The organism is Achromobacter sp. JD417 (assembly GCF_041879325.1).
In the GTDB taxonomy this organism is placed as follows: domain Bacteria; phylum Pseudomonadota; class Gammaproteobacteria; order Burkholderiales; family Burkholderiaceae_B; genus Achromobacter; species Achromobacter mucicolens.
The window spans coordinates 5050507-5069785 of sequence record NZ_CP087159.1 but is presented as its reverse complement, the minus strand read 5'-3'; the positions used below and the strand labels follow the sequence as shown (position 1 = coordinate 5069785).

Here is a 19279-nt window from a genome sequence, read left to right as displayed (position 1 = left end):
TCAGATCACTCCGGCGATGAACGCCAGTCCGGTGGCCATCGAGATCGCAAATCCCCATCCGATCCAGGCGACGCGCGCGTCGCGCGGAGAGCGCCACGGCAGAAGTTCCAGCGCAAGCAGGCGCAGGCCGAAGAACATGTGAAGCGTCAGCAGCAGGACCAGCCCCCATTCGCCGGCTTTCATCCACGGCATTTCCGCCAGCTTCAGGAAGGCGTCGAGCCTGGCCTCGTCCAGCGCCATGGCCAGCACGTAGAAGTGCACGGGAACGAACAGCGCCAGCGCCAGGCCGGATAGCCGATGTCCGAGGAAGGCCCAGTACGCGCGGTGATTGCGTGCGGACTTCATCACGCCAGCCCTCCCACCGCGGCGACCGCGCGCATGCCCAGGACGAGGAGCATTGCGCCGAACGCCAGGCCGACGACGGAGGCGGCCGGCCGGCCAAGCTTGAGCCACTCGATCAGGATGTTGCGCAAGCCGATGGGGACGTGGACCGATACGCTGACGACGAACAGGCCGTAGAAGACGATCCATAGCCAGTTCCCCTCGGTGCGCGAGAGGATTTCGCCCGCGGTCAGGCCGCCGCGGACCGCATAGATCACCAGGCCGACATGCACCAGGACGAAGGGCGCCATCACCATCGCCGTAAGGCGCTGGAGCGCGAACAGACGGGCCTCCATGTCAGTCTCCCTTGAGCAGGCTGAAGATGGCGCTGCGTTTCAGCCCGGCAATGCTGCCGGTCGGGCTCAGGCTGACCGGACAGTGCTTCATGCAGCTGCCCTGCGTGTGACAGGAATTGCAGCCGCTGCCGGAGGTGGCCTTATGCAGGACGTCCTTGGGATCGGCGTGCCGTTCGTCGTTGTAGAGCGTCCACGCGCGGTTCAGCGCCGCCGGCCCCAGGTAGTCCTTGTCCCAGGAAACCACGTCGCAGGCGGCGTAGCAGACGCCGCAGTTGATGCATTCGATGGCCGCGTCGGCAAGCTTGCGTTGCTTGCTTTGCGGCAACACCTGTGCCGGCGGATCGGCGCGCGTGGCCGTGCCGACAAACGTATTTCCGGCGCGTGCCCACTTTTGGAAGAACTCGCGCATGTCGACGACCAGGTCCTTGATCCGCGGCATGTTGCGCAAGGGCTCGATGACGATCACGCCGGCTTCCTCGACGCGGCTCACATGCGTGCGGCATGTCCAGCGCGGCGTGCCGTTGACGGTCATCGCACAGGATCCGCACACGCCGACGCGACAGGCGTAGCGGTACGAGAGGCCGGGCTCCTGCGTACGCTGGACTTCCGTCACCACGTCCAGGACGGTCTGGTTGTCACGCCACGGGACCAGGTAGGTGGAGAACTTGCCGTCCTCCGTGCCTCGCGAAATGCGAACCGTCAGTTGCTTCGGGTTCGCGGAGTGCTTCGTATCCATTTTCCGTCCTCAAGCGGCATGCTGCGCCCATGAACAGAATTCTGGAACTTGCGAATCCCTGAAGCAATACAGATTTGGTTGATATTTTTTGAACTTATTTCGGGCGGCCCGAGGGGCGTCGCGTGGCGCTGCGGGGTTGCCGCGACGCGGTAGATTCAGCGGTTTGCGATGACGCAGTGCGTCAATGCCGCTTGCCGCGGCTTGTCATGGCGACGCGCGACGCGGCAACCACCGCCAGAACACCCCGGCCGCGACCAAGCCCAACGTCCCCACTCCAAACGACGCGCCGCCCAGCGACAACAACGCCGTCAGCGCCGACAACGCCACCGGCCCGCCGCTTGCGCCCAGATCGGCCATGAAGCGCCAGATGCCCAAGAACTGCGTGCGCGCGCCCGGCGGGGCGGCATCGGCGCCCAGCGTCATCACGATGCCCGAGCCGATGCCGTTGCCAAAGCCCAGCAGCAGCGACACCAGGATGAAGCTCGTCACGCCGCTGGTCAGCGGGATCGCCATCAAGCTCAGCCCCATCAGCAGCGTGCACGGCAGCGCCACCCACAGGCGGCCGCGCTGGTCCATCACCTTGCCCGCGGGATAGAACACGGACATGTCCACCGCGGCAACCAGCCCGTAGACGAGGGACGTGGTGGTGGCGTCCAGGCCGAGGTGGTCCGCCCAAAGCGGTATCACCACCTGACGCGATGCCCGCAGGGCGCTGATCAGCATTACGCCCACGCCCAGCGTGGCGTACACGCCGCGATGATCGCGCGCGACCTCGCCGATGCGGGCGCGCGGCTTGCCAGCCGCCTTGACGTGAACGGGTTCGATGTCCGGCGCCTTGATGGCGATGAATCCCGCGCCGAGCATCGCGCAGACGGCGATCCAGTACGCGCCATCCAGGCCCAGGAAGTGGATCAGCGCCGCGCCCGCGAAGGGGCCGATGAAGGTGCCGATCCGCGTCGTGCCGCCCAGCGTGGACAGGGCGCGCGCGCGGTAGGCCAGCGGCACGACCTCGATCATGTAGCTCTGCCGCGCCAGCTGGAACACTGATTGCGCGCATCCCTGCATCAGCATGGCCAGCGCCAGCACCCAGAGATGCGGCACGCCAATGACCAGCAGCAGTCCGGCCACGCTGAGCAGCGCGGCGCCGGCCATGGCGCGTTTTTCGCCGAATCGCTCGGTGATGAGCGCCGACGGAATGTTCGAGAGCAGCGAGCCGACGCCGATCAGGGCGGCGATGAGGCCGGCGGCCGCGAAGGACGCGCCTTGTTCCCGCGCGGTGAGCGCGATGACGGGAAGGATCGCGCCGTTGCTGATGCCGTAAAGCAGCGACGGACCGAACGCCGGCACGGCGATCTGCTTCAGATTGAACGATTCGGGATGCGACATGAGGGGGGCGTGGGAGCGCCGGACGGCGCGGCGGTCATCGAGGCGGAATCCCGTGAGTGTATCGAAAGGTCCGGGTTTCTCCCTATTTGCATACGTATGCAAGGATTTGAAAGTGCCCTCCATCGAAGAACTTTCAACACGTGCAGGACCCGAGACCATGATCCGTTATCTGAAGCGCGGCCGGACCGCCGCCGTCAAGACCGAAGACGACGCCAAGGTGCGCGCCACCGTCGAAGACATCATCCGCGACATCGAAACCCGGGGCGACGAAGCCGTGCGGGATTACAGCCGCAAATTCGACAACTGGGATCCGGCTGACTTTCGTCTGTCGCGCGCCGAGATCGAGGCAGCGCGCAAGCAGTTGTCGTCGCGCGAGATCGAGGACATCGCGTTTGCGCAGACCCAGGTGCGCAACTTTGCGCAGATCCAGCGCGACTCGATGCGCGACGTCGAAGTGGAGACCTATCCCGGCGTGGTACTGGGCCACAAGCACGTGCCGATGAATGCGGTGGGCTGCTACATCCCGGGCGGCAAGTATCCGCTGCTGGCCTCGGCGCACATGAGCGTCCTGACCGCCAAGGTCGCAGGGGTCAAGCGCATCGTGTCCACGGCGCCGCCCTATCAGGGCAAGCCGCATCCCGCCATCGTGACCGCCATGGACATGGCGGGCGCGGACGAGATCCTGGTGCTGGGCGGCGTGCAGGCCGTCGTGGCAATGGCGGTGGGAACCCCCAGCGTGGCGCCTGTGGACATGCTGGTGGGCCCCGGCAACATGTTCGTGGCCGAAGCCAAGCGGCAGTTGTATGGCCGGGTCGGCATCGACCTGTTTGCCGGCCCCACCGAAACGCTGGTCATCGCCGATGACAGCGTGGATGGCGAATTGTGCGCGGTCGACCTGCTGGGTCAGGCCGAACACGGTCCGACGTCGCCGGCCGTGCTGCTGACGAACAGCGAACAGTTGGCCCGCGACACGTTGGCCGAGGTCGAGCGCCAGCTGACCATCCTGCCCACGGCCGAGATTGCCGCCAAGGCCTGGGCCGATTGTGGCGAAGTCATCGTCTGCGACACGCTTGAGGAAATGCTCCAGGTGGCCGACGACCTGGCGTTCGAGCACGTGCAGGTCATGACGCGCGACCCGGATTACTTCCTGAACCGGATGACGAACTACGGCGCGCTGTTCCTGGGGCCGCGCACCAACGTCAGCTTCGGCGACAAGGTGATCGGCACCAACCACACGCTGCCGACCAACCGCAATGCGCGCTACACGGGCGGGCTGTGGGTGGGCAAGTTTCTCAAGACCTGCACCTACCAGCGCGTGCTGACGGACGCCGCCAGCGTGACGATGGGCGAATACTGCTCGCGCCTGTGCCACATGGAGAACTTTGCCGGCCACGGCGAACAGGCCAACATTCGCGTGCGCCGCCATGGCAATCGTCCTGACCTGCCGTGGTATCAGCCGGTGGAGGCGCAGGCATGATTGCGCTGCCCAAAGGACCGGACTTCCGGGTGGACGGACGCCGCGCCCTGGTGACGGGCGGTAGCGGCGGCATCGGACTGGCGGCGGCCGCCGCGCTTGGCCGGGCGGGCGCGCATGTCACGGTGGCGGCCCGGCGCGAGCCGGAACTGGCTCAAGTGTGCGAAGCCTTGCGGGCCGAAGGCATCGGCTGTGCGCCGCTGGTGCTGGACGTGACGGACGCCGCGGCCGTGGATCAGGCGGTCGCGCACGGCGAGCCCTTTGACATCCTGGTCAACAACGCCGGGATGAATCGTCCCAAACCGCTCATCGATCAGTCCGACGAGGACATCGACGCCGTGCTGGACCTGAACGTGAAGGCGGCCTTCTACACCAGCCGGGCCGTGTCGCGCCGCCTGCTGACGGAAGGCCGTGCCGGATCGATCATCAATGTGTCCTCGCAGATGGGGCATGTGGGCAGCCCCCGGCGCACGCTGTATTGCGCCAGCAAACATGCGCTGGAAGGCATGACGCGCGCGCTGGCTTGGGAGCTGGGCGCCGCCAACATTCGCGTGAACACCGTGTGCCCGACGTTCATCGAAACGCCCATGACGGCGGGCATGCTGGAGCAGCCCGGGTTTCGCGACTGGGTTTGCGCGCGCAACGCGCTGGGCCGCGTCGGCCGCCTGGACGAGGTGATGGGCGCGATCGTGTTCCTGGCCAGCGATGCCTCCAGCTTGATGACGGGCAGCGCGCTGATGCTGGATGCAGGATGGACCGCGGCATGAGGACCGCGCCCCGCGCGCAAGACGTGGCGGATCTGGCGCAGGTGTCGCAGTCGGCCGTCAGCCGCACCTTCACGCCGGGCGCCAGCGTGTCCGAGGAAACGCGGCGCAAGGTGCTGGCCGCCGCGCAAAAGCTGGGCTATCGGCCCAACGCGTTGGCCCGCAGCCTCATCACGCGCCGCAGCCGCATCGTGGCGCTGGTGATGAGCTACCTGGAAAACCAGTTCTACCCGCTGGTCATCGAACGGCTGTCGCAGAAGCTGCAGAAAGAGGGCTACCACGTGCTGATGTTCATCGCCGAGGTGGACGAGGCGGCCGATGGCGTGTTGGCGGAGATTCTGCAGTACCAGGTGGACGGCATCGTGATGGCTTCCGCCATGCTGTCGTCCAACGTGGCGCGTAGTTGCGCCGAGGTTGGGGTGCCCGTGGTGCAGTTCAATCGCGTCTCCATCCTGGGCGGGCTGGCGCGCCACGCCAGCAGCTCGGTCACGTCCGACAACTACGCGGGCGGCCAACTGGTGGCGCGCCTGCTGGTCGAACGCGGCTACCGTCGCTTCGGCTTTCTGGCGGGGCTGGAGGATTCGTCCACCAGCATCGAACGCGAACGCGGTTATCGCGACGCCTTGCGGGAACTCGGCCACGACGTCGCCTGCCGCGACGTGGGCCACTACGACTTCGATCTGGCGCAGGCCGCCGTGCGGCAGATGTTTGCCGCCGATCCGCCGGACGCGCTGTTTGCCGGCAACGATCACATGGCGATTGCGGCGCTGGACGTGCTGCGTCAGGAACTGGGCCTGCGCGTGCCCGAGGACGTGGCCGTTGTGGGGTTTGACGACGTTCCGCAGGCCGCGTGGGGCGCGTATCGCCTGACTACCGTGCGTCAGCAGGTCGAACCCATGGTGGACGCCACCGTCGACCTGCTGCGCGAACAGATGCAGGCCGAACTGCGGCCGCGCGACATCGTCATGCCCTGCGGCCTGGTCGAACGCGCGACGGTCCGGGCGGGGCCCTGACACACGTTTTTTTCTTTTTTCCGGCACTACCCAAAAAAGCGCGCGCAGACCGCGCTCATCGACTCCAGGAGACAAACGCATGCGCAGCATTTTCGTCCGTACCCTGACCGCCATCGCGGCGATCGGGCTGACCGCCGGCATGGCCCACGCCCAAGGCGGCACGCCGGCCTGGCCCACCAAGAACATCCGGTACATCGTGCCGTTCTCGCCGGGCGGCGTATCCGACGGCGTAGCCCGCCTGATGGCCGAGCAACTGAGCGCCCGGCTGGGGCAGTCGGTCATCGTCGAGAACAAGCCGGGCGTCTCCGGCATTGTGGGCACGCAACTGGTGGCCCGCGCCGAGCCCGATGGCTACACCATTGTGGGCGGCACCATCACCACGCACGCCGTCAATCCGTTTTTCATCAAGTCGCTAGGGTACGACCCGGTCAAGGACTTCACGCCGGTCGGGTTGGTGGGCATGGTCAGCAATGCGCTGGTGGTGCGCGCCGACAGTCCGTTCAATTCGGTGCAGCAGGTGATCGACGCCGCGCGCGCCGATCCGGACGGCCTGACCTACGGCACGGCCGGCGCCGGCACGTCGCAGCATCTGTCGGGCCAGCTCTTCCAGTCCATTTCCGGCACGCGCCTGCGCCAGATCGTCTACAAGGGGGGATCGCAGGCAATGGTGGATCTGATCGGCGGACAGATCGACATGGTGTTCGAAACCGTCGCGGCGGCGCGTCCTATGATCGATGCCAAGCGCGTCAAGGTTTTGGGCGTGACCAGCGCGGCCCCGTTGGCGGACCTGCCCGGCGTCAAGCCGCTCGCCGAGCTGGGCGTGCCCGGCTTCGCGATGCAATCGTGGCAGGGCATCTTCGCGCCGGCGGGAACGCCCGCGCCGGTCGTGGACCGCCTGGGCCGCGAGATCGCGGCTATCGTCAACAGCCCGGACGTGCGCGCCAAGCTGCTGACGTTGGGCGTTGCGCCCGACGGCCGCGGTTCGGCAGAATTCTCGAAGTTCCAACGCAGCGAAATAGAAAAATGGGGCAAGGTGATCAAGGACGCCGGCATTCAGGCTGACTGACCCCGCCCCGACACAGGAGACTTGCATGACCGATCCCCGCCTCCCGCTGGACGGCCGCCTGCCGGACATGCTGCGCAGTGGCAAGCCGCTGCGTGGCCTGTTCAACGGACTGCCCAGCCCGGCCATCGTCGAGATGTGCGCGTATGCCGGCTTTGACTTCATCATCCTGGACAACGAGCACGGCAGTGCCGATTTCGGCATGACCGAACACATGCTGCGCGCCGCACGGGCCTCGGGCATCGTGCCGATCGTGCGCTGTTTTGAGCACGACTTGCCGCGCATCCTGGACATGGGCGCAAGCGCCGTGCAGGTGCCCATGGTGGAGACCGCCGAGCAGGCGCGGCGTCTGGCCGGCATGATCCACTATCCGCCGTTGGGCCGCCGCGGCAGCGCCTTCAGTACGCGCGCGGCGGGTTACGGGGCTTTCGGCGGCGCGGGTCACACGCAGCGCAGCAATGACGGCATCGGCTTTATCTCCATGATCGAAACGCCCGAGGCCATTGCGGCGGCGGGCGAAATTGCGGCGGTGGACGGCGTGGATGCGGTGTTCATCGGGCCCAACGATCTGGCGCACGCGATGGGCCACGGCAGCGACTGGAATGCCGAACCCGTGCAACGCGCCATCGAGGCCGGGCTGCGCGCCATCGCCGGGGCCGGCAAGTGCTCGGGGATCATCGCGCTGACGCCGCAGGACGAAGAAAAGTACGGGGCAATGGGCGCGCGCTATTTTGCCAACGTGTCGACCAGCATCATCACCCGCGCGCTGGCGCAGGCCGCCTCTGCCGGGCGCGAGGCAAAGCCGCCCGCCTATTGACGGTATCCGGCCATCAGGCGATCAGCCCGCATTGCCGTGATACCCAAACCGGAAGCCGCCCAGCACGTAAGTGCGTACGGCCTCGTTGAAAGGGTAGGTGTAGGCTTGCCCCACCACGATCACGTGCGCCACGTTGGCCAGCACGCGGCGGCGCAGCGCCTGGCCGATCGATTCGTCATCGCGGCCGCCTTCCACGCGCGACATCTGCTGGAATAGGCCGCTTTGCGTGACGCCGTTTTGCATGAACGAGAACGCGGTCCAGACGCAGGCCAGCGTCAGGACCAGCGCCAGGCCCGCGGCCCGCGTCGCGGTGCGCCCCGGCTGCTGGCCGGCGGGCGTGCGCAGCCAGACGATGAGCTTGACGATCAGGTACAGCAGCTTGCCGAAGTGGCCCACCGCGCCCAGCAACGAAAACAGCAGCGCGACGGGCGGCACGATGGCCGCGCGCGCGGCGTCTTGGCCCAGCTGGTAATGCTGGCCGCCGCGCGAAAAATCCGCGCTGCTTGCCGAAAAGCGCGGCAGGGCTTCGTCCACCGCGCGGTCCAGCATGCCGTCGTACAGCCGCTTGAAGCCGGCGGCGTCGGTGTAGTTGGGCGCGACGTTCATGGTGGCCGGCACCATCAAGGTCTGGCGCAGCAGCTTCTGCACGCCTGGCCGCGCCACGAAATCTTCGTACGACAGACCCGGCGGGATGGCGTCGCCTTCGACGTGCACCGTGCGGCTGCGCATCGTTTTCCAGTATTGCTGCGCGACGGCTTCGTTGAAGGTGGCGCGGTCGTGCGGCTGCCAGCCCGCAGGCACGGGAATGCGCTTGCGCACGTCCTGCACCACGCGGCCTTGATAGCGGGCGGGCACGCTTTCCGGGGTCCAGCCGCGGCGCGACAGGTTGCGGCGGTAATCGCCCCAGGCGCGGTCCTGTTCGCGCGCAAGGCCGATGTCCGACGCCACCGGCACGCCCGCGTACTTCTTCCAGCGCTCGGCCACGGACTGCATCACGCTGGTGTAGACCTGGTGATACCCCCGAATGCCCGGCGCCGTCATGCGGACTTCGCGGTCATCGAAGGTGAAGGTCTTCATCTGGCGTTGCAGGTCGGTGCGGATGACCTGCCGCTTCTTGGGTTCGACCTTGTCGTCCAGGTTGTCGATGTTGGACAGCAGCACCTGGAACACCGCCAGGAACGCCTTGCCCTCGGGGCGCGCGTAGACGCCATCGTCGACCAACCCATCCAGGTGCAGGTCGCCCTGCACGAGCGATCGTTGCAGCAGTCCGGCGTTGGTGGCAACGCGGCGGAACTCGCCGTCGCGCGAGTCGACCAGCACGTTCACCATCATCTTGATGGCGCTGAAGACGACCAGCGCCGTCACCACGCAGGCAACGGCAATTTTCAGGGATGACGGCCGGCCGCCGGTGGCAAGCCGCCGCGCCAGCATCAGTTGCAGCACGACCAGCGCCGCGGCGATGCCGGACAGGGTGCGGCCGAAGAATTCCAGCTCCTCGATGTCGTGCGGCGTCGCGCGGCTGCCCACCACATCGAGCAGCCGGGCGTTGAACCCGAGTTCAAAACTCAGGTAGATGACCGTCAGGACGATCAGGAAGAGGATCTGGCGAATCTGGGCTTGGCGCACGTTCAATCCCTCAGATCCAGGCGGGTCGTGGTGATTTCCTCGTCGGGCAGGTCCAGCTTGGCGGGCGTGCGCGATGCCGTGCCCGAGCGGGCCGGCGCGGGCGTGTCGCCCGCCGGCACGCGTTGCGGGGGCGGTGGCACGACGCGGCCTGCGCTGGCAGCGCCGCTGGCCGTCTGGGTTTGCACCGCTGCGGGTGCGTCGGGGGCGGTGCGCCGGTTCGGCCGGTTGCCACTGGCGGGCTTTGCCGCCTTGCCCGGCCGGGCGGCCGGCGCGGCGGGCGGCGGATAGACGCCATGCAGCCGGATCGAATCCATGTACCCGGGCGGATACAGCGACTCGTCGGCGAACGGCTTGGCGCGCGGATTCAATCCTGCCACCGCCTTCACGTTGCCGCGGCGCATGCGGCCGTCCTGCGTGTAGACGAAGCGTTCGATCGACGAGCCCTTGGGGAAGTCGAAAGTCAGGGCGCTGCGGTCATCCTGGACCAGCACGACCGGCCGGTCGCGGCAATTGCCCACGTCCCACGACAGCACGTCGGACCCTTCGATGGCCAGCACGCTGTAGCGGTAATCGCAGTTGCGGCGCTGGGTCTCGATCACGACCACCGTGCGCGAGCCGACGTTCTCAGTGCGCGCGATGCGCGCCGATTCCACGTTGTTGATCGGCACCACGCGCTGGTTGCCCGACAGCTTGACCGAGAAGTTCTTGCCTTCGCGCCGCAAGGTGCCCAGCCCGCCATCCTGCAAGGGAAACTGGCCGATCTCGGTGCCGAACAGGGCGGCGGTGTCCACGCCGTACACGAGGTTGCCCCGCGAATTGGTCTTGACGGCGCAGGCGGACAAGCCTGCCAGGAGCAGCAAGCTGGCCGCAAGGCGAAGGAGCAACGAACGGGAATCGGACAGGCGCATCGACATCATGTTGGAGGCAGAAAAAATTGGCGCCTCTAGGGCGCCATTTTCGTCAAAGCCCTGCAATGTATCGCAAAGTTACAGCGCGGGGCCAGACTTGTTTCAATTGCGCGGCGCGGGCGCGCCTCAGTTGGCGGCCTGCTTGAACTCCATCGACAGCTTGACCAGTTCGTGCACGCCATGGCGCACGGCCGACACGCAGCGCGCCGCGATGCCGCGCAGCAGCGCAAGGTCGGGCAGCGTGTCAGGGGCGGCCACGAAGCTCTCCACCGACGCCGACACGCGTGCGGGGCGGTCGGCGCTTTCGGGCGCCAGCGTCAGCTTGATGGCCTTGCAGCGGTTGTTCACGACGTTGATGACCTCCAGGAACTGGTCGCGCGTCAGGTCCAGTTCGTCGGCCTGCACGAAGCTGGGGTAGACCAGGCGCAGGAACTCGGGGTCTGCGTCGCTCAGGCTGAAGTACATGATGCCCAGATCGGGATGCTTGAAGACCACGTCGCCTTGATCGTCCTGGCTGGCGACCAGGCCCAGTTCTTCTTGCACGAGGGTCTGGTACAGGGCGGACAGCGGGGTAGGGGTGGACATGTTTGAAGGCTCCGTTCTTGATGGTGGGAAATATCGGCAGGTGGAAGTGGCGGTTTGCTTTCCAGCAGGCGGGGCTGAAAAGGCGAGCCCTTGACCATGGCTACGCGCCGATTCGGAAAAGGTTCGAAAAAAGTTGGGGCGAAGCATAAACCGGAACCCGAAATGGCAATCGCCAAATAAGACCCGCAAAAAAAATCGAACCTTCTGTTCGGCCGCGCGTAGCGACAAGTACCGGCCTTCGCGCCTCACCCTCACAAGGAAAGACCATGCAGGACAAAGCACAAGACGTATTGGCGCAGGCCAGGACCCATGCGGCGCGTTGGACGGCGATCGCGGCGCGGCGCGTCAACCGCGGCGACGCGGCGGGCGCACTGCTGTTCCTGCTGGGCTCGACGCTCTTTGCCGTCATTACCGTGCGCATGATGGGATCGGCCGCCAGCCTGAGCTTCTACGACATGATTCGCCTGCAGAACGGCGCCAGCCTGCAGGGCGCAATCGCCGGGCAGGGGGCGGGCGCGGGCGTGTATGCCGTGTTGTGGCTGCTGGCCGTTGCCGGGCCGCTGCTGCCGTCGCTCCTGGAGCATCGCGCGGCACGCCTGGGCTATTTCGCGCCGCTGGCGTTGTGGGCCATTGCGCTGGCGGGCGTGGTTTCGCAAGTGCGGGAAGTCATGGACGCGACGCGCCAGTTCGCAGGTTTCATGGGCAGTTCGCGCGCCAGCCGCAGCCTGGCGGGCGACATGGCGTCCAACCTGTGGAACAGCCTGTCGTTCGGATTCGGCTTCTATCTGTGCGCGGCCATCGCCATCGCCTTTACCGTCCGCGGCATCGCCGCGATGCGCCGCCGCGCTTGATTTTCCGCCCCTGCGCGGCTAAGGTGCCGCAGCTCCCAGAATCCGAATCATGAATACGCTCGATTCCAAGCGTTACGTCATCAATAACGTCGACGCGCTGCTGCGCATCCTGCACGCCGACCCGCGCTACGCGCTGGCGTTTCGCAACAAGGCCGAGCAGCACATCACGCTGAAGCTGCGCAGGAAGTTCTTCAATGCACCGCCCGAAGGCGTGGTGGATGCGTTCAATAACGCGCTCATGAAGTTCCTGCAGACGCGCTCCTTCAAGGACGAAGCCCTGTTGCACGGCCAGCCCGAGGGCGGATGGACGGCGCACGAGCTGGCGGTCAGCAAGCTGGGCGGCTACCTGTACCGCGGATCGCTGCATGAATTGATCCAGATCCATCGCCGCACGCGGCACGAAGTGCACTTGACTGGCCCGCAGGGCAATGAGGAAGGAGACGACGCGGAGCTCGGCGATGCGCGGCACGTGGCCGATCCTTCCGAGTTCAACGACCCGGCGCGCGCCTACGAGCATCTGTCGATCATCAAGCGCATGCGCGATTGCATCAACAAACTCAGCGACACGCTGCGTACCACCATGTTCCTGTATCTGGACGACATGCCGATGGAACAGATCGCGCGGCAGCAGGACCTGCACGTGCCCACCGTGAAGAGCCGCCTGCACGCCGCGCGCAAGCTGGTGACCGACTGCACGCGTAAAGGAATGGACTGATGATGCCCGAAGACCGAGTGCTGACCTATCTGTCGGGCGACATGGATCCGGATGCCCGCCGGTCCTTCGAAGCGGACCTCGCGCGCGATCCCGCGCTGCGGGCAGAGCTTGAGGCGTGGCGCAACCTTGCCCAAGCCCGCCAGCTGGCGCATAACGAGATCGAGCAGGCCAAGCGCGATGCCGCCTTTCTGCGCGCGCTGGCGCAGCAGCGTCCGCGGAACGCGCCAGTCTCCCGCTTGCACCGGCTGTGGAAGTGGCTGTGGCCCACGCCCGCCAGCCCCTTGATGCCGCTGGGCTGGGCGCTGGCGATCGTGCTGTCCGTCATGGTGGCGCAACAGGCGCCCGTCGGTCCGGACGCTGGCGGCGCTGCGCCCGATGCAGTGCTGACACGCGGGGGCGCCTCGTGCCCGCGTCTGGTGGTGGACCTGCCCGACGCGTTGACCGCCCGGCAACTGCGCAACACCCTGTCCCAGTACGCCGTGTCCATCGTCGACGGCCCCGACGCCGATGGCCGTTACGTCCTGGCCGCCTCGCGCGATTCGTCGCTGCGAGACGCCGCGGCGGCGCTGGGCGCGCTGTCCGCCACGGCAGCGCCGGCCGGCGCCTGCCCCACCCCTTGAAGCCCCCCTTTGAAACCCCGTTCGCGAACCCTCATGAAGCGCATCGACCCACCCGCCCGTGCCAGCGCACCCATTTCGCGCGCACACCCCCTCACGCGGCGGCGTCTGCTGACGGCGTTGCTTGGCGCCGCCCTGAGCGGCGGACCGGCGACCGCCGTGTGGGCGGCGGGCAGCAACGCCAGAGGGCTGAACAATCGGAACATGGTGGACGACGACCCGCCGCCGTCCGCCGCGCCGTCGAACCCGCCCGCCACGCCCGCGCCGGCGCCGGATGACGACCCCGCCGCCAGCGCGGCGGCGCCCAACCCCGAATCCAATGCGGCCTCCCAGGCGGACCGCGAGGCGGCGTCCAATCCGGCTGCTGCCCGGCGCCGTTACGCGCTGGTGATCGGCAACGCCCGCTACGCCGTGCCGGCCAACGCGCTCGTCAACCCGGTCAACGACGCGCGCCTGATCGCCGAGGCGCTGCGCCAGCGAAGCATCGATGTGACGCTGCTCACGGATCTGACCACCGCGCAGATGGAAGCCGCCGTCGACGAATTCGCCGATCGCGCCGCAGGCGGGGATCTGGCGCTGATGTACTTCGCCGGACACGCCGTCGCCGTTGACGACGTGAACTATCTGTTTGGCGTGGACCTGCCGTTGCCGCTGGGTGACGTGCGCATCCGCACGGCGCAGCAAAGTTCGCTAAGCCTGAGGCGCGTTTCGCAGGCGCTGCGGCGCGCCAACGTGCGCGCGCGCCTGATGGTGCTGGACGCTTGCCGCACCAACCTGACGCGCGGCACGCCTGCCGCCGGGCTGGTGCATGCCGTGCCCGCGGGCGGGGAGCTGATCGCGTTTTCGACGCAGCCCGGGGCGACCGCCGAGGACGGCTTCGGCAATCAAGGGCCGCGTCACAGCCCTTATGCGTACTACTTTGCGCAGGGCCTGCGCGCGCTGCCCGGCACGGCGCCCGTAGAGACGTTCTTCAAGCAGTTGACCGCCGACGTGCAGGTGGCCACCGCTTACCGGCAGATTCCGCACTACGCCAGCAGCCTGGTCGGCACGGTGACCTTCACCACGCTGGCGGACGGGCAGACGCCCGCGACGCCCGGCGGATCCGGCGGCCAGACCGCGCAGGGCCGCGGCCCGTCGCCCACCCTGGGCCGCGACCTGATCAAGGCGCGCATGAGCGCATGGGAATACGAGATCGAGCGGGGCGCCCAGTATGTGGATGAACCTCGCCTCGCGTCGCTGCAGGCGCGCGCCAAGGCGGGCGACGTGGTCGCCATGACCACCTTGGGCCTGATCGCCGAGAACGGCGAGCACGTGCAACAGAACTACCCCGTCGCCGCCCGCTGGTACCAGCGCGCCGCCGACCAGGGCTTCGCACCCGCGCAGACCTACCTGGGCGAACTGACCGGCATGGGCCGCGGCGTGCCCAAGAACTACGCCGTGGCCGAACGCCTGTTCCGCGACGCGGCCGAGGCGGGACACCGGCGCGCGGCGCTGGACTTGCTGGACGTGCGCGCGCGCATGGGCGAACCGATCGATCCGCGCGAATGGGCCCGGGTGCTGCAGGACGCCGCGCTTAATCCCGTGGGCTTTCCGATGCCGGGCGGGGCGCCCATCCAGGGTCTGCCGGACATGCCGTGGATGCGCGCGCTGGGCGTGCGTCCGCCCGGCACGCCCTAGAACTGCGCCGGCGCTTTGAACACGGTACCGGTGGACGACTCCGTGAAGACAACGGATCTTCCGTCCGGGCTGATGCAGACATTTGTCACGGTTCTGCCGGCCGGGCTGCGCAGGAAGTGGGTGACATCGCCGTGCGGGTTCAACACAAACACCCCGCCCAGGCTTGCGTGCGCGACGAGCAGGTTGTTGTGGGCGTCAACCGCCAGGCCATCCGGGCCGCTGGTGCCGTAGAAGGTCTGGAAGGCGCCCATCTTGCTGATCGAACCATCCGGCAGGAGCGGCGCGCGCCAAACCTGGTTGCCGCGGGTCACGGCGACGTAGAGCACTTTTTCTTGAACATCGAGCGCAATGCCGTTGGGACTGGGCGCGTTGGAAATCAACAGGTCCAGCCGACGGGTTTGGCTGTCGTAGCGGTACACGCGACCGGACGGGTCGTGCAAACCGGTCTGCCCCTGGTCCGTGAAGTACAGAAGCCCGTTGCGGTCGAACACCAGGTCGTTGACGCCCTTGAAGCTCTCGCTGTTGCGGTGGCCGATGACGGGCGTGACGTCGCCCGTGGCCAGGTCGCACCTGAGAATGCCCCGCCGGTAGTCGGCCACCCACAGACTGCCGTCCGGGTGGCGTGCAAGCCCATTTGGCCAGCCGCCCGTTTCGGCGACCAAGGTCCAATCGCCATTGCCGCCGATGCGGAAAATGCGGCCATGGGGGATGTCCGTTACGTATAGATTTCCTTCGGGGTCGAAGACGGGCCCCTCGAGAAAGCAGTCGACGATCTGCCCGGGCTTGTTGGCCTGCGCCCATTCGCTTTCGTGCTGCAGGCGAAGCGGGGCGGGCATGGATGTGAAGGGCTCGGCGTCGAGGATCGCCGGTGGCGTAAAGGACAAGTTCCACATGGTGGTCATCTCCGCATTCAGTCGGGCTTGATGTTGACGCGCTTGCCGACCGCCGCCCACTGCGCATTCTCGCGGTTGACGTAGGCTTCGGTTTCCTGCGCCGTCATCTTCTTGTAGGCCGCCCCTTGCTCCTGCAGCGTCGATTGCAGCGCGGGATCGGCCATGATCTCGGCGGTCAGGCGATTCAGCTTTTCGATGATGGCGGGCGGCGTGCCTTTGGGCGCCGCGACGCCAAACCAATTCACGACCTTGTACTCGGGCAATCCGGCTTCGGCAAACGTCGGCACGTCGGGCAGCGCGGCAAGCCGTTTATCGCCGGTGACGGCAAGCGCCCGGACACGCGCGCCCTTGACCGGCGGAATCGCCGTCGGGGCTGCCGTGATCAGAAGATCGATCTGGCCCGCCATGACGTCGGTCAGTGCCGCGCCGGCCCCCCGGTAGGGCACGTGCGTGAGCGATATCTTCGCGTCGTCCTTGAACACCTCGCCCGCAAGGTGCGTCGAGCTGGCGGGGCCGCCCGATCCGAAATTGAGCTTTCCGGGGTTCGCCTTGGCGTAGGCAATAAGGTCGCCGAGGGTCTTGAATGGGGACTTCTCCGGAACGATCGCAATGACGGGCGTTTCAATGATGTTCGACACGTGCACCAGATCGGTCTGGTGATTCCACGGCAGCTTGGCAAACAGCAGCGGGAGCATGGAGTAGGTGGTGTCGGTCACCAGAAAGGTGGACCCGTCCGGAGCAGACCGGGCAACGTCGAGCGTGCCTATCGTCCCGGAGGCGCCCGATTTGTTCTCGACCACGAACGGCGATCCCGTGGCGACGGACAGCTTTTGCGCCAATTGGCGCGCGGCGTAGTCGGTTGTTCCGCCAGGCGCGTACGGGACGACGAAGCGCACGGGTTTGTCGGGCCAGGTGGTCTGGGCATTGGCTGCGCCAGCAGAAATCGCCAGCAAGGCTGTCGTGGCCACAATTGCCATGGCCTTGGCCATTGCCTTGGCCCTTGCGTTAGCCGATACCAGCCGGTGAATAGCGGGGTGCTTCATGGTTGTCTCCTCGAGATGGATCGCTCCGTCAAAGCCGGGCGTGTGCCCGATGGTTCTTTGCGGATCGATGGGGCCGGATGTCTATGCAGGGCGCCCGTTTGTCAAAAAAAGGGGGAACTTCAGTCGCCAGAGCCCTTCCTGGCGAAAACCGTGGTGGCGTCGGCGTCAGCGATCTCCTTGGGCAATGGCGCGATCAATCAGGCTGCTGATTTCGCTGTCGCTGTATCCGGCGGCGCGCAGGATTTCGTCGGTGTGCTGCCCGACGCGGGGGGGCTGAAGACGCAGCGCGGGTTGACGGCCGTTCAACGAGAAGGGCGCCAGCGGTACCCGCGAGTGCGTGCCGTCGGGCAGCTCAATCGGGGCAAGACCGCCCGTGGCCAGAAGGTGGGGATCCTCGAAAAGCTGATCCGGCCGGGTGATCGGCGCGAACGGCAAACCCTCGCGCTCAAAGACCGCCGCAAGTTCCGCTGCGCTAAAGCGCGCCAGGTGATTGCGCAATACGGGCATCATCCAGTCGCGCGCCTGCACGCGGTCGTTGTTGGTGGCCAGGCGCGTGTCCGCAAGCAGGTCCTGCAGGCCAAACGCCTGGCAAAAGATGGCCCATTGCTTGTCGCTGACGACGGCCAGAAAGATCTGTTCGTCATCCTTGACCGTGAACACGTCGTAGACTGCCCAGGCGGAAATCCGGCTGGGCATGGGGGCGGCAACCTTGCCTGTCGCGGCGAACTGCATCATGTGTTGCCCGACCAGGAAGACGTTGTTTTCGAACAGCGACGCCTGCACCTGCGTGCCGAGTCCGGTCTTCTCGCGCTGCGCCAATGCCGCCATGGCGCCGATCGCGCCGAACATGCCGCCCATGATGTCGTTCACGCTTGTGCCGGCCCGTAGCGGGTCGCCCGGCCGCCCCGTCATGTAGGCCAGTCCCCCCATCATCTGGACGACTTCGTCCAGCGCGGTGCGGTCTTCATAGGGGCCGGGCAGAAAGCCCTTGTGGCTCACGTAGATCAACCGGGGATTGCGCAGCTTCAGCGCTTCGTATCCGAGCCCCAGTTTTTCCATGACGCCCGGCTTGAAGTTCTCGCTTACGATGTCCGCGGAGTCGATCAGACGCAGCGCGGCCTCGACGCCTTCGGGGCGCTTCAGGTCCAGCGAGACGCTTTTCTTGTTCCGGTTGAACATCGGAAAGAAGCCGGCCCCCGATCCCAGCAGCTTTCGGGTGGTGTCCCCGCCGATCGGCTCGATCTTGATGACCTCGGCGCCCAGGTCGCCGAGCAGCATGCCGCACGTGGGACCCATCACCATGTGGGTAAATTCGATGACGCGCACGCCTTCATACGGAAGCGGCGCTGCAGTGTGATTGGTCATGATGTGGTGCCAAATTGAGAATTTCGGTGGGCGGCCCGGCCTTGTGGCGGGGACCTGTCGGGTGCGACGAGCGGCGCCATGCAGGCATTGCCGATCAGTCGAACGGTTTGAATCCTTTGGGCATGCCCGCTTCGGGCGTCATGCCGTATAGCGGCTCGCCTGGCAGGCCTTCGGCCAGGGGGATTCGCGCGGCGAACAGCTTGTCCAGATCGATACCGGTCTTGATGCCCATGGCCTCGAACATGAAAACCAGATCCTCGGTCACGACGTTGCCGGACGCGCCGGGCGCATAGGGACACCCGCCCAGCCCGCCGAGCGAGGAATCGAAGGTGCGCACGCCGACGTCCCAGGCGGCAAGGCAGTTGGCCAAGCCCAGCCCGCGGGTGTTGTGCATGTGCGCCGCGCCGGCGTGGTCGCCGATCTCGGCTCGCAGGCGTTGGAACAGCCGGCGGACCTGTCGCGGATTGGCGTAGCCAACGGTGTCGGATAGCCCCGCGTCATTCGCGCCGGCCGCGATGCACGCTGCTGCCAACCGGATCACATCGTCTTCCGGGACGTTGCCTTGCAGGGTGCAGCCGAACGCTGTCGAGATGCCCGCTTCCAGCTTGACGTGCGGCGCCGTGGCGTCGCGCAGCGCTGCAATCGCGCGCACTTCATCAACCATTTCCATGGGCGTGCGCCGGACGTTCGCCAGGGAATGCGCGTGGCTGGCGGACACGGGCAACGTCAGTTTGTCCACGCCGGCCTTCAGTGCATTCTCGGCGCCGCGCAGATTGGGCACGAGCGCCATGATGGTCACCCCCTTGTGCTGCCTGGCGTGGCGGACGACCTCGGCGGCGTCGGCCATTTGCGGCAGCAGTCTTGGCGGGACAAAGGAAGCCACCTCGATTTCCTTGATTCCGGCGGCGACCAGGGCGTCGATCCAGCGGAACTTGTCTGCGGTGGGCATGACGCCTTTTACCGACTGCAAACCGTCTCGCGGTCCCACTTCACTTATCAGCACATCGCTCATGATTTCACCTTTTGTTCGTTCGGTTCTGTTAGATAGAATGCGGATTCAGGCCCCAGT

At 66.6% G+C, this 19279-nt stretch carries 20 protein-coding genes; 9 read left to right on the top strand and 11 right to left on the bottom strand.

The features are described from left to right. The 4 genes from LN047_RS23485 to LN047_RS23470 all read right to left on the bottom strand — a co-directional run bounded on the left by LN047_RS23485 (position 1) and on the right by LN047_RS23470 (position 2799). Positions 1-345, bottom strand: coding sequence for a succinate dehydrogenase (locus tag LN047_RS23485; RefSeq protein WP_056325848.1), 345 nt, complete (start codon positions 343-345; stop codon positions 1-3). Next, positions 345-677: a succinate dehydrogenase gene (locus tag LN047_RS23480; RefSeq protein WP_152382489.1), complete on the bottom strand. Its 333-nt coding sequence runs from the start codon at positions 675-677 to the stop codon at positions 345-347. Before LN047_RS23480 ends, LN047_RS23485 begins: the two co-directional genes overlap by 1 nt. A gap of 1 nt (position 678) precedes the next feature. Further along, positions 679-1413: a 2Fe-2S iron-sulfur cluster-binding protein gene (locus tag LN047_RS23475; protein ID WP_313690592.1), complete on the bottom strand. Its 735-nt coding sequence runs from the start codon at positions 1411-1413 to the stop codon at positions 679-681. A gap of 204 nt (positions 1414-1617) precedes the next feature. Next, entirely contained in the window at positions 1618-2799 is a 1182-nt protein-coding gene (locus LN047_RS23470) for an MFS transporter (protein WP_063955352.1), read from the bottom strand. 157 nt (positions 2800-2956) lie between these two features. Between LN047_RS23470 and hisD the strand changes: the two genes are divergently transcribed. The 5 genes from hisD to LN047_RS23445 all read left to right on the top strand — a co-directional run bounded on the left by hisD (position 2957) and on the right by LN047_RS23445 (position 7930). Then, complete coding sequence (gene hisD, locus LN047_RS23465; RefSeq protein ID WP_373980340.1) at positions 2957-4276, top strand: histidinol dehydrogenase; 1320 nt, start codon at positions 2957-2959, stop codon at positions 4274-4276. Then, on the top strand, positions 4273-5040 hold the full coding sequence (locus LN047_RS23460; RefSeq protein WP_142053446.1) for an SDR family NAD(P)-dependent oxidoreductase: 768 nt from the start codon (positions 4273-4275) through the stop codon (positions 5038-5040). Before hisD ends, LN047_RS23460 begins: the two co-directional genes overlap by 4 nt. Next, positions 5037-6050: a LacI family DNA-binding transcriptional regulator gene (locus LN047_RS23455; protein ID WP_373980339.1), complete on the top strand. Its 1014-nt coding sequence runs from the start codon at positions 5037-5039 to the stop codon at positions 6048-6050. The genes LN047_RS23460 and LN047_RS23455 overlap by 4 nt, the downstream gene beginning before the upstream one ends. 79 nt (positions 6051-6129) lie before the next feature. Continuing rightward, on the top strand, positions 6130-7116 hold the full coding sequence (locus LN047_RS23450; protein WP_082586374.1) for a tripartite tricarboxylate transporter substrate binding protein: 987 nt from the start codon (positions 6130-6132) through the stop codon (positions 7114-7116). A gap of 25 nt (positions 7117-7141) precedes the next feature. Then, positions 7142-7930 (top strand): HpcH/HpaI aldolase/citrate lyase family protein, encoded by a 789-nt coding sequence (locus tag LN047_RS23445; protein ID WP_373980338.1) that lies wholly within the window; start codon positions 7142-7144, stop codon positions 7928-7930. A 21-nt stretch (positions 7931-7951) separates the two neighbouring features. Here LN047_RS23445 and LN047_RS23440 read toward each other — a convergent pair whose 3' ends face one another. From LN047_RS23440 to LN047_RS23430, 3 genes are all read right to left on the bottom strand, one after another. Next, on the bottom strand, positions 7952-9556 hold the full coding sequence (locus LN047_RS23440; RefSeq protein ID WP_373982180.1) for a hypothetical protein: 1605 nt from the start codon (positions 9554-9556) through the stop codon (positions 7952-7954). 2 nt (positions 9557-9558) lie between these two features. Next, positions 9559-10473 (bottom strand): hypothetical protein, encoded by a 915-nt coding sequence (locus tag LN047_RS23435; RefSeq protein ID WP_373980337.1) that lies wholly within the window; start codon positions 10471-10473, stop codon positions 9559-9561. A gap of 117 nt (positions 10474-10590) precedes the next feature. Beyond that, positions 10591-11049 (bottom strand): hypothetical protein, encoded by a 459-nt coding sequence (locus LN047_RS23430; RefSeq protein WP_152382488.1) that lies wholly within the window; start codon positions 11047-11049, stop codon positions 10591-10593. A 266-nt stretch (positions 11050-11315) separates the two neighbouring features. On the opposite strand from LN047_RS23430, the gene LN047_RS23425 reads away from it, so the two are divergent. From LN047_RS23425 to LN047_RS23410, 4 genes are read left to right on the top strand one after another with little or no spacing between them, the layout of a single operon-like run. Further along, positions 11316-11900, top strand: coding sequence for a hypothetical protein (locus LN047_RS23425; RefSeq protein ID WP_373980336.1), 585 nt, complete (start codon positions 11316-11318; stop codon positions 11898-11900). A 49-nt stretch (positions 11901-11949) separates the two neighbouring features. Then, positions 11950-12615 (top strand): RNA polymerase sigma factor, encoded by a 666-nt coding sequence (locus LN047_RS23420; RefSeq protein ID WP_373980335.1) that lies wholly within the window; start codon positions 11950-11952, stop codon positions 12613-12615. After that, positions 12615-13235, top strand: a complete 621-nt coding sequence (locus tag LN047_RS23415) for a hypothetical protein (RefSeq protein ID WP_373980334.1) — start codon at positions 12615-12617, stop codon at positions 13233-13235. The genes LN047_RS23420 and LN047_RS23415 overlap by 1 nt, the downstream gene beginning before the upstream one ends. A 33-nt stretch (positions 13236-13268) precedes the next feature. Then, positions 13269-14909 (top strand): caspase family protein, encoded by a 1641-nt coding sequence (locus LN047_RS23410; protein WP_373980333.1) that lies wholly within the window; start codon positions 13269-13271, stop codon positions 14907-14909. Here the strand turns inward: LN047_RS23410 and LN047_RS23405 are convergent. The 4 genes from LN047_RS23405 to LN047_RS23390 all read right to left on the bottom strand — a co-directional run bounded on the left by LN047_RS23405 (position 14906) and on the right by LN047_RS23390 (position 19222). After that, positions 14906-15802, bottom strand: coding sequence for an SMP-30/gluconolactonase/LRE family protein (locus LN047_RS23405; RefSeq protein WP_271263413.1), 897 nt, complete (start codon positions 15800-15802; stop codon positions 14906-14908). The two genes, LN047_RS23410 and LN047_RS23405, sit on opposite strands and share 4 nt — an antisense overlap. Before the next feature lie 17 nt (positions 15803-15819). Next, entirely contained in the window at positions 15820-16845 is a 1026-nt protein-coding gene (locus LN047_RS23400) for a Bug family tripartite tricarboxylate transporter substrate binding protein (RefSeq protein ID WP_373980332.1), read from the bottom strand. Between the two features lie 165 nt (positions 16846-17010). Continuing rightward, complete coding sequence (locus LN047_RS23395) at positions 17011-18210, bottom strand: CaiB/BaiF CoA transferase family protein (RefSeq protein ID WP_373980331.1); 1200 nt, start codon at positions 18208-18210, stop codon at positions 17011-17013. 94 nt (positions 18211-18304) lie between these two features. Next, positions 18305-19222 (bottom strand): hydroxymethylglutaryl-CoA lyase, encoded by a 918-nt coding sequence (locus tag LN047_RS23390; RefSeq protein WP_373980330.1) that lies wholly within the window; start codon positions 19220-19222, stop codon positions 18305-18307. Positions 19223-19279: the final 57 nt, after the last annotated feature.